Below are 14455 nucleotides of genomic sequence, written 5' to 3' on the forward strand. Positions count from 1 at the left end.
GGCTGCCACGGTCGAAACGGTGTCAGCCCGGATGCCGGGCAATCATGATCTGATCAGGTACTAGATGCTGCTGCCGGTCTGCGGCGAGCGACGACGGGTGCGGCTGCGACGCAGCGGGGCGTTGTTGCCGTCGTGGTGCTCGGCTCCGCCGCCATCGTGCGTGCCGGCTGCGGGCGTCGCGGCCGGGGCATCCGGGTTGGTGCTGGAACCCACGCGGGTGCGCGACCGAGCGGGTCGGCTTTCATCGGTGCCCGTGGTCACCGGGCTGGTTGCCGCCCGGTCGGCACTGCGCGTGGTATCGCCACGGCCAGATCCGCGACCACCCTCAGAGCGGCCACCCTCTGAGCGACCATTGCGCGGTGCACCGCCGGAGCGGCCAGAGTCTGAACGGCCGCCGGCGCCGCTGCGTGCCCCGCCGGAGCGGCCGCCGCCGCCGGTGCGAGCGTGCCCTTCGTGGGCACTGACATCCTTCACCGGAGTCGCACGCAGGCGGCCCTTGGAACCGGCCGGAATGTTCAGGTCGGTGTAGAGGTGCGGCGACGAGGAATAGGTCTCCATCGGTTCGGGCTGGCCGAAGTCGAGGGCTTTGTTGATGAGCGACCACTTGTGCAGGTCATCCCAGTCCACGAAGGTCACGGCGATGCCGGTCTTGCCGGCCCGGCCGGTGCGACCGACGCGGTGCAGGTACGCCTTCTCGTCTTCGGGAATGGTGTGGTTGATCACGTGGGTGACGTCTTCGACGTCGATACCGCGAGCAGCGACATCCGTTGCGATCAGAATCTCTTTCTTGCCGCTCTTGAAGCTGGCCATGGCGCGTTCGCGCTGTTCCTGGTTCAGGTCGCCGTGCACGGCGGTGGCGTTGAAGCCGCGGTCGCCGAGTTCTTCGACGAGCTTCGCGGCGGCGCGCTTGGTGCGGGTGAAGATGATGGTCTTGCCGCGGCCCTCGGCCATGAGGATGCGGCCGATGACCTCGTCCTTGTCCATGTTGTGGGCACGGTAGACGAGGTGCTCGATGTTGGCCTGCATGAGGCCTTCGTCGGGGTCCGTTGCGCGAATGTGGATCGGGCGGTTCATGAAGCGGCGGGCCAAGGCCACGATCGGTCCGGGCATCGTCGCCGAGAACAGCATGGTGTGACGAGTCGACGGCGTCTGCGCGAAGAGTTTTTCGATGTCGGAGAGAAAACCGAGGTCGAGCATCTTGTCGGCTTCATCGAGCACCATTTCGCGCACGTTGGCCAGGGTGAGTAGGCGCTGGCTGGCCAGGTCGAGGAGGCGGCCGGGGGTTCCGACGACGATCTGCGCGCCGGCCTTGAGCTGTTCGATCTGGCCCTCGTAGGCCTTGCCGCCGTAGATCGAGACGATCTTGGTGTCCCGGCCGGCCGCAGCCAGCTCGAGGTCTTCGGAGACCTGAACGCACAGTTCGCGGGTCGGAACGACGATGAGCGCCTGCACGCCGGGCTCGGGGCTGAGGCCGAGGCGCTGAATGACCGGAAGGCCGAAACCAAAGGTCTTGCCGGTGCCGGTTTTGGCCTGGCCGATGATGTCCTGGCCGGCCAGGGCGAGGGGGATGGTCTGGGTCTGAATGGGGAACGGTTCGAGGATGCCCTTGGCGGCGAGGGAGTCGACCATGTCCTGGTCAATATTAAGTTCGGAGAAAGTCACGAATGTATGCCTGTCATTAACTGGAAGCGAAGTGCGCCCGTTTTTGCGTCTCGGGCAGCGGCCGCCGATCCATGCCGGCGACGTAATTCCACCTTACTGCCCCGCCTGTACCGCGGCCACAGGCGCGCTGTCCTAAGCTAAGCCCGTGGTCACGTGGTTCGGTCGGCGCCCGCAGCGCAATGAAGCTCCTCGGCTTTCCGCCCGCGGAGCGCCCCAGCCAACCGAGAAAGTGGACATCAGTTCCCTGGCTCCCGGAGTGCAGCATTTTCTTGGTCAGGCCGCGTACTGCGAGCTCGGCGAGTTCGAAAGCCTGGCCCACGCCGTCGCCACCGCACCGAACCTCGCCGTGAAGGAAGGGCTCAGCGCCGCCGCCGGTCGAGCCCTCAGCAAGCATCACGGCCTGATCACCGAGATTCGTCGCCGCGGACATGAACCGTCCACCGAGATGGCGCCGTTCGTCGCCAGCCTCGACGAGTTTCGCCAGAAGACCAGCGGTGCCGACTGGCACGAGCTGCTGCTGAGCTGCTACCTCGCCGGCGGTCTGCTCGACGACTTCTTCATTCGGCTCTCGGACGGCCTGCCGCGCGACATCGGGCCGCGGGTGGCGCAGTTGCTCGGCGAGGATTCCGGCACCGACGTGCTCGTGCACGAATTGCAGTCGGCCATCGAGAACGACGTGGCGCTCGGCTCCCGGCTGGCCATGTGGGGTCGCCGACTCGTCGGCGACACCCTGCTCGTTGCCCGGTCGGCGATGCCGGCCGCCGACCCAGATGCCAACTCGACCGCTGGCGCTGACGCGCGCATCGAGCCGGTCTTCACCGAACTCATCGCCGCGCACACCCGCCGCATGGACGGACTCGGCCNGGTCTTCACCGAACTCATCGCCGCGCACACCCGCCGCATGGACGGACTCGGCCTCACTGCCTAGGGCTTAACGCCGAGACGCTAGGCCGTGTCGGGGGAGCCGGTTTTGGCGAGGCGCTGCAGCATCCGCTGGTCAGCGTGAATGCGTCGCCGACTGATAACCAGGTTCAGTGAAACGGATGCAGCACAGGCGGCGGCGAGGGACACCCACCAGATCCACCCCCCGGCCCAATCCCAGCCGAGCCAGGTGAGTCCGACCCAGAGCGCGGATGCCGTGACCGTCCCGATCGCCGGAACCAGCACCGACCCCTGAGTGGACCGCCCGGGTAGAAAGTACCGCGCGCCCAGGCCGATGACCACGCCGAACAGCGCGACGAACAGGAGTTCCACGGGCTTTAGGCGACGAAACCGACGCGGCGGGACTCTTCGCTGCCGAGTTCGACGTAGGCGAGGCCCACGGTCGGAACGATGTAAACGCGACCCTTGCTGTCGCTCAGCTTCAGGTAGCCGGTCTGACCGGAGAGGGCCGCCGCAACGGTCTCCTCAATCTCGGTCGCTGGCTGCGAAGTCTCAAAACCGATCTCCCGGGGAGAGTTGAAAATACCAATGCGAATATCCACCGAACTGCCTTTCGTAGCCTTGCGCCCAGAGTACGACAGAACGCACCACCGCCCTGACCGATTTCACTGTCGGCGCAACCCGTTACCGTTGAAATGTGACCAACCTCGACCTTGATGCCGCCCAGCAAGCCGTTCTCGACCTCCCCGACGGGGTGAGTGCCGCGGTGATCGGCGCGCCCGGCAGCGGCAAGACGATGACGCTCGTCGAACTCGTGGCCGATCGGGTGTTGAACCGTGGCTATTCGCCGAGCGAGGTTCTGGTACTCGTGCCGACCCGCGCCGGTGCCACAGCCCTGCGCGACCGGCTCGCACTGCGCCTCGGTGTGCCCACCAACGGTCCGCTGGCTCGCAGCGCAAACTCGGTGGCCTTTCAGATTGTGCGCTCCGCTGTGGCCCAGGCCGGTGGTCCAACGCCCACGCTGCTCACCGGCGGGGAGCAAGACCAGATCATCGCCGAACTGCTCCAGGGACACCTGGATGACGGAGCAGGTCCGGTCTGGCCGAGTACCCTCGGCGCCGACGTGCGTCGCCTGCGCGGTTTTCGCACCGAACTGCGCGACCTCATGATGCGGGCGGTGGAATACGGGGTGACCCCCGGCCAGCTCGAGCGTTTCGGCCTCATACGCCCGGAGTGGGTAGCGGCCGCCGAGTTCATTCGCGGCTATGAAGAGGCCAAAGACCAGGCCCGTCCAGGCCAGTACGACTCCACCGAGCTGGCCCGCTATGCCGCAGCGATCGTGGCCGGTGCCGAGGCCGGTCCGGCCGGCCTTGCCACACTCGGTACCCTTGCCTGCCTGCGGCTGATCGTGCTCGACGACGCCCAGGAAGTCACTCAGGCCACACTGACCCTGCTGGCCCAGTTTCAGGCGCGTGGGGTTGCAATCCTCGCCGTTGGCGACCCCGACATCAGCACCGGCTCCTTTCACGGCGCCCACCCGGATGCCCTCGGTCGCCTCGGCTGGTACCTGCGGCCCGGCCTGCCCGCAGACAGTGGTCGGGTAGCCGCGCCGATCGTGCTGGAGACGGTCTATCGACACGGGGCCGGCATCCGTCGGGTGGTCGCGGAGATCACCAGCCGGATCGGTGCCGCCGCAGCAGGAACCCAGCGTGCGGCGGCCAGCGTCGAGTCGGCCGTTCTCGAACAGACCAGTGGAGAGGCCGTTCCGGGCGAAGGTCTCGACCAATCCGTGCACACCGTCGTTACGACCAGCCCGGCCGATCAGCTCGCGGTGATTGCCCGGCTGCTGCGCGAACGCCACGTGATCAACGACATTCCCTGGTCCCGCATGGCCGTGATCGTGCGCACCGGATCGCTGGTTCCCTCGATCTCCAAGGGGCTCGCGGCCCTCGAGGTGCCGACCCAGATTTCCACGGCGAGTAGCGCGCTGCGGGACGAGTACGCGGTGCGGGCATTCATTCTGGCCCTCGAAGTGACCCTCGGTCGCAAGCCGCTCGACCCGGCGGCAGCGATCGATCTGCTGCGCGGTCCGCTCGGCGGGCTCGACCCGATCACCCTGCGCCGGCTGCGCGCAGCGTTGCGCCAACAGGAGCTGAGCACTGACAGCGCCGAACCGCGCAGCGCCGATGACCTGCTCGTTGCGGCCCTCCTCAACCCCGACCTGCTCGCCACCATCGATAACCGCACCGCCCGGCGCGCGGCGGGCTGCGGAGCGAGCCTGCGCCAGGCGACAATCGAATACGACGCCGGCGCCACGATTGAAGAACTGCTTTGGGGCCTGTGGCAGCGCAGCGGCCTCGAGCGGGAGTGGAAGGAACAGTCCGCCGGCACCGGAATCGTTGCCGACGAAGCCAACCACAACCTCGACGCCGTCGTGGCCCTGTTCTCCGCCGCGCAGCGCTATGTCGAGCGCACCCCGTCGGCCCCGCCGGTGTTGTTCCTCGAACACCTGGTCGACACCGATGTACCCGAAGACACCCTCGCTCCACGCGCCCTCGGCGCTGCCGTCACCGTGTCAACGCCGAGCGGCACCATCGGACGGGATTTCGACATCGTGATTCTTGCCGGCGTGCAGGCCAACGTCTGGCCCGACCTGCGCACCCGCGGGTCGCTGCTCGGCGCCGGTGACCTGTCCCTGGCTGCTTCGGGGCAGGTCGCGTCCGGTCGGGGCACCACGGGTACCGACGCCCGCACCCAGGTGCTCCACGACGAACTGCGCATGTTCGCCCAGGCTGCCAGCCGGGCCACAACCGAACTGCTCGTTACCGCCGTGAGCAACGAAGAGAACGAACCCTCGGTATTCCTGCGCCTGCTGCCCGACCCGAAGTCCGAGCGGGGCGTTGACGATCTCGCCCGCTACCCCCTGTCGCTTCGCGGCCTGGCGGGACGGCTTCGCCGCGACCTGAACCGCGCCAGCCGCTCGCCAGCCCGAACCGACTCCGAGACGGCCGCCCGGGCAGCGGATGCCGCGGCCACGCTGGCCCGCCTGGCCAGCGAAAACGTGCCCGGCGCCGCGCCCGATCAGTGGTACGGGCTGACCGATCCCAGCACCGTGCGCCCGCTCAACGACCCAGAGGCCGGCGATGAGCTCGTGCGCATCTCGCCGTCGCGCATGGCCGCCTTCGAAACCTGTCCCCTGCACTGGCTGATCGGCCAGGTCGGCGGTGACAGCTCCAACACCGCAGCCAACCTCGGCACGATCATTCACAAGGTCATGGAAGACGCGACCGACCGGCGGCCCGAAGCGCTCTGGCAGGGGGTCGAGGCGCGCTGGAATGAGCTCGACTTCGATGCTGACTGGCAGTCCCGTGTTCAGAAGGTTGCCGCCAGGGAGCTCACCGACCGGCTCGCCTCCTACCTGCTCGATTTCGAACAGGGCGGCGGCGAACTGCTGAGCGCCGAGGGTACCTTCAAGCTCGAGGTGAACGGTGCCATGCTCTCCGGCACCATCGACCGGGTAGAACGCCAATTCGACGGACGGGCCGTCATCGTCGACCTGAAAACCGGCAAGGGCGACGCCACGAGCGATCTCGGCGTCGCCGAGCATCCGCAACTCGGCGCCTACCAGCTGGCGTTCCAGGAGGGTGTCATCGACGGCGTCTCCGGCGACATGGACCTGGCCGGGGCCCGCCTGGTCATCGTCTCCTCCGGCACGGTCAAACAGAACTACCGCAATCCCACCCAGCCGGCTTTCACCCCGGAACAGCTCGATGCCTTTCGCGAGCGGGTCGGTGCCGACGCGGCCGGCATGGGCGGCGCCACCTTCATCGCCGAAATCACCTCGCACTGCCTCGACCCGCGGTCCCACGGGTCCTGCCGCATCCACGTCATCAAGCAGGTCAGCTCATGAGCCCTACCACCACGGCCACCACATTCAGCACGGTTTCCGCCCTCGACATCGCCGCGCAGCTCGAACTGCCGCCGCCCACGGCTGAACAGCAGGCGGTCATCGAAGCGCCGCTCACCCCCACCCTGGTGGTCGCCGGGGCGGGCAGCGGCAAGACCGAGACCATGGCCAACCGGGTGCTCTGGCTGCTCGCCAACGGCCATGCCCGTCCCGATCAGATTCTGGGGCTCACCTTCACCCGCAAGGCCGCCGGCGAACTGGGCGAACGCATCAACCGGCGCATCACCGAGCTCGACCAAGTCGGCCTCATGCCGACGATCGCCGGCCCCGATGACAGCACCTCCGATGACCCCACGGCGGCCGCGGGCTCCGACCTGTTCAACACCCCGAACGTCTCCACCTACAACTCCTTCGCCAGTCGGCTGTTCACCGACAACGCCCTGCTGCTCGGCCGCGAACCGGAATCCGTTCTGCTGAGCGAAACAAGCGCCTGGCTGCTCGCCCGGAGGGTCGTCATCGAGCACGGCGACGGCCGGCTCGTGCCGTTCGGCAAGAGCCTCGATCAGGTCACCGACGCCGTGCTGCAACTCAGTCGTGCCCTCGCCGAGAACCCGTCGGCGTGGCAGGGCGGCGCTCCGGGAACCCCGCACGATCTCGCCGGGCTGGCCCAGAGTTTTGCCTACCTCACCGATCTGCCCTACGGCAACGCGCGCAAGAAGAAGCCGTACGATTCGGTGGTGGATTCTTTGGCCGCGGTCGCACCGCTGCCGGTGCTGGCCGAACTGGCCGCCCACTACAGCAGTGAGAAACGCCGCCTCGGCCTGATCGAGTTCTCCGACCAGGTAGCCCTCGCACTCCAGGTTTGCCAGAAAGTCGATGCGGTCGTCGATCGCTACCGCGACCAGTACCGGGTGGTGCTGCTCGATGAGTACCAGGACACCTCGGTGTTGCAGACCGAACTGCTGCACACCCTGTTTCGTGACCACCCGGTTATGGCTGTCGGTGACCCACACCAGTCGATTTACGGATGGCGCGGCGCCAGTTCCGCAAACCTGCTGGGCTTCGCGCGCGACTTCAACACCCGCCCCGCAGCGTTCGCCCCGACCATGTCGCTGTCGTTCACCTGGCGCAACCCCGCCCGCGTTCTGGACGCCGCCAACGCCCTCGTCGCTCCGCTCAGCGAAGCCTTGCGGGCCAAACCGGGCGGAATCCAGGTCGAAACGCTCAAGGTGCCGGCCGGCACCAGGCCTGGCGGCGTCGACGCGCTCATGGCGCAAACCATCGCCGAGGAGGCCGGCGCCGTCGCCGACTGGTTCGCTTCCCGGCTAGTCGGCGACCACGGCCCCGCCGACTACAGCGGTGCCATGCTGTTTCGTGCGCGCCGGGAGATGGACTACTTCGCCGAGGTGCTGCGGGCGCACGGCGTGCGCGCCCACGTGCTCGGCCTCGGTGGGTTGCTCTCGACCCCGGAGGTCGCCGACGTCGTGAGCGTGCTGCGCGTTGTGCACGACCCCGCTGCCGGCAGCGAACTGGTGCGCCTGCTCAGCGGAGCCCGCTACCGGGTCGGCGCCCGGGACCTCGCGGCGCTCGCCGACGTGGCGCGTTGGTTGGCCGGCCACGACTGGGCCCAGCAGGCCATCTCGGCCGACCTGCGTGGCAAGCTGCGGGCATCCGTCGCCGGAGACGAGGGCAGTTCTCTCGTCGATGCGCTCGATTTTCTCGGCACCGCCTCCGACTCCCACGGCCAGTTCGCCGGGTTCAGCGAGCTGGGGCGCGCCCGCGTGCAGTCGGCGGGTCGGCAGCTGGCGTGGCTGCGATCCCGCGCCGGCCTACCGCTGCTCGACTTCGTGCGCCTGATCGAGCAGGAATTTCGGCTCGATATCGAACTGACCGCGAACGAGGCCAACGATCTCGGCCTGGCCAACCTGTATTCCTTCCACGACACTGTTGCCGCCTTCCTCGACAGCGACGAGCAGGGCACGCTGGCCAGCTTTCTGCGCTGGCTGAAGCGAGCTGAGCTGCAGGACGACCTCGGCCCGCGCGGCGAGCTGTCTGAACAGGGCACCGTGCAGCTGCTCACGATTCACGGCGCCAAGGGGCTGGAATGGGATTTCGTCGCCATCCCTAACCTCACCGAGAAGAGCCTGCCCGCGTTATCGCAGGATTCCAGCGGCTGGTTGCGCTTCGGCGAACTGCCATACGGTTTTCGCGGCGACCGCTCCGAGCTGCCCGAACTTGACGTTGTCGGCCACGAGACCCAGCTCGACTTTGAGCTGGCCTTCCAGACCTACAAAGCTGAGCTAGCGATGCGGCACGACGACGAAGAACGCCGGCTCATCTACGTGGCCACCACCCGCGCCAAGCGGGAACTGCTACTGACCGGCTCGTTTTGGGGTGCCGGATCGACCGTGCGAAAGCCCAGCCGTTACCTGACGGAACTCGCCGAGTCCGGTCTCATCCCCGCCGTCCCCGACACGAGCGACGAGGCCGTCAAACCGGATTCCGCCGAAGACGGCACCGAAGTGTGGCCGTTCGACCCGCTCGGCACCCGCCGGGTGCTCGTCGAAGCCGCCGCGACCCGCGTGCGGGGCAGCCATGCGGATGCCCCCACCCGCTGGTCCCACGTGGTCACCCTGCTGCTAAAGGAACGGGCTCTGCGGCTGGCCGGCGGCGCAGTGGCCGCCGTACCCACCCGCATTCCGGCCTCCCGGTTCAAGGACTACGTCGACGACCCGGCCGGAGTCGCCGCCGAGCTGCGGCGCCCGATGCCGCAACGTCCCTATCGGGCCACCCGACTGGGCACCCTGTTCCACTCCTGGGTAGAGCGGCGCGCCGGCGGTGCCACCGGAACCGACCGCGTCGATGCCGGACTCAATGAACTGGACTTCGGTATCGATGACAACGACGGCGGTACCGGCACGCTGAGCGACCTCGGGGTGCCAGAGCAGGAACAATTTGCGGCGCTGCAGGCCACCTTCGAACGGTCCGAATGGGCCGATCGAGCGCCCGTTGACGTCGAGATTGAAATTCACCACGTGCTGGGGGGTCAGGTCTTCGTCTGCAAGCTCGACGCCGTCTACCAAACGCCGACCGGGTACCAGGTGGTGGACTGGAAAACCGGGCGGGCACCCAAGAACGCCGCCGACCTCGAACTCAAGCAGACCCAGCTCGCGCTCTACCGGCTGGCCTACGCCCGGTGGAAGGGCATCGATCCGAGTATTGTCGACGCGGTGTTTTACTTCGTGGCCGATGACACCGTCATCGCCCCCGAGCGTCTTTACTCGGAGGCGGACCTGCTCGCCGCCTGGTCTGGGGCGATGACCCCAGTGCTCGACGAATCGTCCTCAGAGTCGTCGTCTGATTCGGAATCGATGGTCAGTCCCGAGAAGTTGTAACTGTCGGTGTGCATCGCCGCGTGCTGATCGTAATCGCGGGCGGCGCGCGGCATGTGGTCGAGCATGTTCTCAACGTCGCCGACGGTCATGATCGGGCCGGTTTCGGGGGAGAGCGGCTGCTGGGTGTGGCTGTGCACCGTGTCGACGAGCCCGTCGAGCATAGCGACGGCGTCATCGACGATGGACTGGTCGTGGCTGCTCGCGCCGTGCAGCAACCAGCGGGCCAGCTCGAGCTCGGCATAGAGCATGGCGCGTTGGGTGATGTGGGTATCGCTGCCCTGGCGTGCGTTCGAATAGGCGTCGATGGCCTGTTCGGCAAAATCACCGCGCGCCGCGAGCAACCAGTGCAGGTCGCGGGCCGGATCGCCGACGGCCAAGCCAGACCAGCCGAGAATGCCCGACACGGCATCGTCGGTGATCAGAATGGAATCGGCAGACATCGACCCGTGCACCACGGCCGGCGCGAACTGCCAGAGGGCGTCGTCGTCGGTGGCCTGTTCCCAGCGGCGCAGCAGCGCGGCGGGCAGGTAGCCGGTATTGGCAGCCCGGTCGATCAGGTCGATCGCATCAGTGCGGCACTGTTCGGCGCTCTGCTGCGACAGCCCGGCGGTGCCGATGAAGGCGCTCGGCAGCGAGTGGATCGCGGCGATGGCCCGGCCGATCGACCCCGAGACGCCCTCGTGTCCGGTAAGGGCATCCGCTTCGAAGCTGTCGCCGGCCAAGAGCTCATAGACGACCGCGCGGGTGCCCTGAATCGGCGTCTGCCCGACATATTCAGGCACATCGAACGGCAGCCGGCTGCGATTGCCGGTGGTGAGCGCGCGCAGCGCCACGAGGTCGGCGGACTGCTCGGTTTCGGCCGACTGGCTCGTGGGAACGCGAATGATCAGCGCCCTCCCGTCTCTGTCGATAACGAGCGCCGAGTCGAACAGTCCGTGCGCGCCGGCACTGTGCTTGCGGGCGTAGGCCACGTCGAGCCCCGGAACAGCGGAGGTGGCTAACGCGGCTAGAGTGAGTTGAGTTCTGGCCATACCTACTAGGTTAGATCGACTTACGCACCTGCCGGTTGTTCGCCACGCCTCCACACCCACGTTCTCGCAGAGCTCGGAGATTCACCATGTCGTTCACTTTCACGACGCGGTTGCCGCTGTCTCGGCAAGCGGTCGACCGCGATCACCTCACCCGCAGCGTTCCCGGGCTGTTCGACCAGCTCTGGGCGGATGCCGCCACCCGCGTTCTACCTATCTGGCACGGCAAAATTCTGCTCGCGCCGCGCGACCACACCAGCGCCGTGCACCTCGCCCTGCTGCCGCCGACGAGCCTGCCCCTGAGCCCACAGGACCCCGGCCTGCGCGTCTACCTCGGCCGGTCATTACCGACCGGCCTGCCGGAATCGGCGGGCACCCGCATCGTCGCGGTGCAGCTCGACGACGCCGACGCCGCCCGCCTCGAACCCGACGAGAACCGCTGGGTCGGCCTGCGCTCGGTCGCGACCGTGCTCGATGACCGTGACGCCGGGCTGTTCACCGAGGCCCTCGGCGTGCTCAACTGGCACGCTTCGCACGCTCACTGCCCACGCTGCGGCGCCGCCACCACGGTGGAAGAGGGCGGCTGGGTGCGCCGTTGCCCGGTCGACAACAGCCAGGTCTTTCCGCGCACCGACCCCGCCGTGATCGTGCTCATCACCGACGCCGACGATCGCATTCTCCTCGGATCAAACGCCATGTGGGAGAACAACCGGTACTCGCTGCTCGCCGGATTCGTCGAACCCGGCGAGACCCTCGAATCGGCCGTGATCCGCGAAATGTTTGAAGAATCCGGCCTCCGTGTCACAGACCCGGCCTACGTCGGCTCGCAGCCGTGGCCGTTCCCGGCCTCGGTCATGTGCGGGTTCACCGCCCGCCTCGCCGACGACCAGCAGGCCCATGACCTGCAGCCCGACGGTGCCGAGATTCTGGCGCTGCGCTGGTTCAGCCGGCAGGAACTGCAGGACGCCGGCGAATGGATACTGCTGCCCGGCCCGTCCTCGATCGCGCACGCCATGATCGAGCGCTGGCTCGGCGCCCCATTGCCCGCCGCGACGGAATTGATCCGCCCGTGACGGTGACCGCCGATTCGTTGCTCGCTGGCCTCGACGAGCAGCAGCGGATCGCCGCCGAAGCGCTGATCGGCCCGGTCTGCATGCTCGCAGGGGCCGGTACCGGCAAGACCCGCGCCATCACCCACCGCATCGCCCTCGGTGTGCTGACCGGCGCCTACGCCCCCAACCGAGTCATGGCGCTCGCCTTCACGAGCCGCTCGGCCGCCGAACTTCGCGGTCGTCTGCGGCAGCTCGGTGCCGGGGGAGTGGCCGCGCGCACCTTCCACGCAGCCGCGCTGTCCCAACTGAACTACTTCTGGCCACACGTCGTCGGCGGTCAGGCACCGCGCATCCTCGACGGCAAGGGACGCATTCTCGGCCACGCCGCGGAGGCACTGCACCTTAAAATTGATACGGCCACCCTGCGCGATCTCGCCGCCGAGGTGGAATGGCGCAAAACGTCGGGCCTCAGCATCGAGCAGTACGCGGCCGGCATCGCCCGCCGCAGCCTGCCCGGTCGGCTTTCCGTTGACCAGGTGGTCTCCCTGCAGCAGACCTACGAGAAGCTCAAGGACGATCGCAAACAGATCGACTTCGAAGACGTGCTGCTCGCCATGGCCGGAATGATCGAGGCGGAACCGTCGGTGGCGCTGCAGGTGCGTGAGCAGTACCGTTTCTTCGTCGTCGACGAATACCAGGACGTCTCCCCGCTTCAGCACGACCTGCTCGCGCTCTGGCTCGGCGACCGCCGCGACCTCTGCGTCGTCGGCGACGCCAGCCAGACCATCTACTCCTTCGCCGGGGCCCGCAGCGACTACCTGCTCGACTTTCCCAAACACTACGAAGACGCCACAGTGGTGCGACTCGAGCAGAACTACCGGTCGACCGCGCCGATTGTGGCCACCGCCAACCAGCTCATGCGCGGCCGTTCCGGCGCGCTGACCCTGCACGCCGCACAGTCCGACATCGGCCCCGATCCCTCGGTGCGCGGCTATGCCTCCGATATGGCCGAGGCGCGCGGTGTCGCCGAGCAGATTCTGCAGCTCATCGGCACCGGCACCAAACCCGAAGACGTGGCCGTTTTGTTCCGGGTCAACGTGCAGGCAGCGCTGCTCGAAACCGCGCTCACCGAGGTGGGCGTGAGCTACCAGATTCGCGGGGCGAAACGGTTCTTCGACCTGCCGGAGGTGAAGCAGGCGGTGATGAGCCTGCGGGCGGCATCCGTTTCCATCGTCGGGGAACCGCTGTTCAAGTCGGTCAGCGACGTGCTTCGTTCGCTCGGCTGGAGCCAGAGCGCCCCGGAGACGCGCGGCGCGGTGCAGGCTCGGTGGGAATCGCTCAATGCTCTGATGGGGCTGGTCGACCAGGCCGCCCCTAAAACCACGTTTCGCCAGTTCACCGACGAGCTGATGGAGCGCCAGGCCGGCCAGCACGAACCGACCGTGTCGGCGGTGACGCTCGCCACCATGCACTCGGCCAAGGGCCTGGAGTGGGACGTCGTATTCGTGGTCGGGCTGAGCGAAGGTCTCGTGCCAATCAGCTATGCCAGCACATTCGACCAGATCGATGAGGAACGTCGACTGCTCTACGTCGGCATCACGCGGGCCCGGCGCCGACTCGCGCTCAGCTGGTCGTCCTCGGGTGTGCAGGCTCGCGCGCCTCGGGAACGGTCTCGTTTTCTGCAAGAGCTTGGCAGCCGCACCGCTCATGGAGCCGGTGCTCGCTCCGCGTGACGGTGCCGGTGACGGCGTCGATGCGCAAGGACCGGGCGAACACCGCTGACTGACCCGTCTCCAGGCGATCCTGTACGAGCCCGGCCACTCGGGCCGCCACCTCAAAGCTCAGCCTGGGCGTTTCACTCGGGGCCTGCCGCGGGGCCAGCTGGCAGGCCATGGCGGGCCAGGCCGGATCACTGTCGACGTGTGCCAGTTCCAGGCAGGTCAGGCAGGGCCCCTGGCCCGGTTCGACCAGTGGTCCGACCCGCGCTGCGCTGTCGCTGAACACCACCGGCAGGTGGGGAATATCACGGCGCAGCCAGTGCCCGTGACGCTCGGGTGAGAAAACGTACTGCCCGACCAGCACGGCCAGGTCGGGTTCGTTGCCGGGCAGCGGATCCTCGATGCCGAGGTTGGCCAGCAGGGTGCGCACGCGAAAAGCTGTCGGTCCAACGCCGTCAACGAGCACCGTGCGGGGCAGCGGCGTGACCGGCGTTGGCGCATCGTCCGGCACGTACAGCAGCGCAGGCGCGAGCAATTCGAGTAGGTGCGTCACCTCCGCAGCGGATGCCCCGGCCAGCGTTCCCAGCAGCATCGCACCAGATCGATGCACTCCCGCAGCGAGGGCCGACAGCACTGCTTCGTGGGCGAGGGTGAGCCCGTCGATCGTGACGATGGCGTGGTCGACGCCGAGTTGGACGCAATCCGGTGTGCGCCACACCAGGGGGTATCGAGGATTCAGTCGAAGGGCCATGCCGACATGATGACGCACATGTCGCAAACTCGAAAAAGTTATGCACAGGCACGCACAGAG

The 14455-nt window shown here is 67.6% G+C and carries 10 protein-coding genes; 5 read left to right on the plus strand and 5 right to left on the minus strand.

Annotated features, from left to right (window positions below; genetic code table 11):
• Positions 1-60: 60 nt before the first annotated feature.
• Entirely contained in the window at positions 61-1662 is a 1602-nt protein-coding gene (locus CJ028_RS15510) for a DEAD/DEAH box helicase (protein ID WP_105036129.1), read from the minus strand.
• Between the two features lie 256 nt (positions 1663-1918).
• On the opposite strand from CJ028_RS15510, the gene CJ028_RS15515 reads away from it, so the two are divergent.
• Positions 1919-2590, plus strand: a complete 672-nt coding sequence (locus tag CJ028_RS15515) for a ferritin-like fold-containing protein (protein ID WP_439099052.1) — start codon at positions 1919-1921, stop codon at positions 2588-2590.
• 17 nt (positions 2591-2607) lie between these two features.
• Here CJ028_RS15515 and CJ028_RS15520 read toward each other — a convergent pair whose 3' ends face one another.
• Complete coding sequence (locus tag CJ028_RS15520; RefSeq protein ID WP_105036131.1) at positions 2608-2916, minus strand: hypothetical protein; 309 nt, start codon at positions 2914-2916, stop codon at positions 2608-2610.
• 5 nt (positions 2917-2921) lie between these two features.
• On the minus strand, positions 2922-3146 hold the full coding sequence (locus CJ028_RS15525) for a DUF3107 domain-containing protein (RefSeq protein ID WP_092108379.1): 225 nt from the start codon (positions 3144-3146) through the stop codon (positions 2922-2924).
• A 95-nt stretch (positions 3147-3241) separates the two neighbouring features.
• On the opposite strand from CJ028_RS15525, the gene CJ028_RS15530 reads away from it, so the two are divergent.
• Positions 3242-6454 carry an ATP-dependent helicase gene (locus CJ028_RS15530; RefSeq protein ID WP_240607341.1) on the plus strand — a complete coding sequence of 1071 codons (3213 nt, stop codon included), beginning with the start codon at positions 3242-3244 and terminating at the stop codon, positions 6452-6454.
• A complete protein-coding gene (locus CJ028_RS15535; RefSeq protein WP_105036132.1) occupies positions 6451-9846 on the plus strand; it encodes an ATP-dependent helicase in 3396 nt (1131 codons plus the stop codon). The genes CJ028_RS15530 and CJ028_RS15535 overlap by 4 nt, the downstream gene beginning before the upstream one ends.
• Here the strand turns inward: CJ028_RS15535 and CJ028_RS15540 are convergent.
• On the minus strand, positions 9729-10877 hold the full coding sequence (locus CJ028_RS15540; protein WP_105036133.1) for a phosphotransferase: 1149 nt from the start codon (positions 10875-10877) through the stop codon (positions 9729-9731). The two genes, CJ028_RS15535 and CJ028_RS15540, sit on opposite strands and share 118 nt — an antisense overlap.
• 86 nt (positions 10878-10963) lie before the next feature.
• Between CJ028_RS15540 and nudC the strand changes: the two genes are divergently transcribed.
• Together nudC and CJ028_RS15550 are read left to right on the plus strand one after the other, a co-directional pair.
• Positions 10964-11947 carry an NAD(+) diphosphatase gene (gene nudC, locus CJ028_RS15545; RefSeq protein ID WP_105036196.1) on the plus strand — a complete coding sequence of 328 codons (984 nt, stop codon included), beginning with the start codon at positions 10964-10966 and terminating at the stop codon, positions 11945-11947.
• A gap of 2 nt (positions 11948-11949) precedes the next feature.
• Positions 11950-13659 carry an ATP-dependent helicase gene (locus CJ028_RS15550; protein ID WP_240607353.1) on the plus strand — a complete coding sequence of 570 codons (1710 nt, stop codon included), beginning with the start codon at positions 11950-11952 and terminating at the stop codon, positions 13657-13659.
• Here the strand turns inward: CJ028_RS15550 and CJ028_RS15555 are convergent.
• A complete protein-coding gene (locus CJ028_RS15555) occupies positions 13550-14395 on the minus strand; it encodes a TOMM precursor leader peptide-binding protein (RefSeq protein ID WP_129590525.1) in 846 nt (281 codons plus the stop codon). The two genes, CJ028_RS15550 and CJ028_RS15555, sit on opposite strands and share 110 nt — an antisense overlap.
• Between the last annotated feature and the right edge of the window lie 60 nt (positions 14396-14455).

Origin of the sequence: Cryobacterium aureum, from assembly GCF_002954245.1 — a bacterium.
GTDB classification, from domain to species: domain Bacteria; phylum Actinomycetota; class Actinomycetes; order Actinomycetales; family Microbacteriaceae; genus Cryobacterium; species Cryobacterium aureum.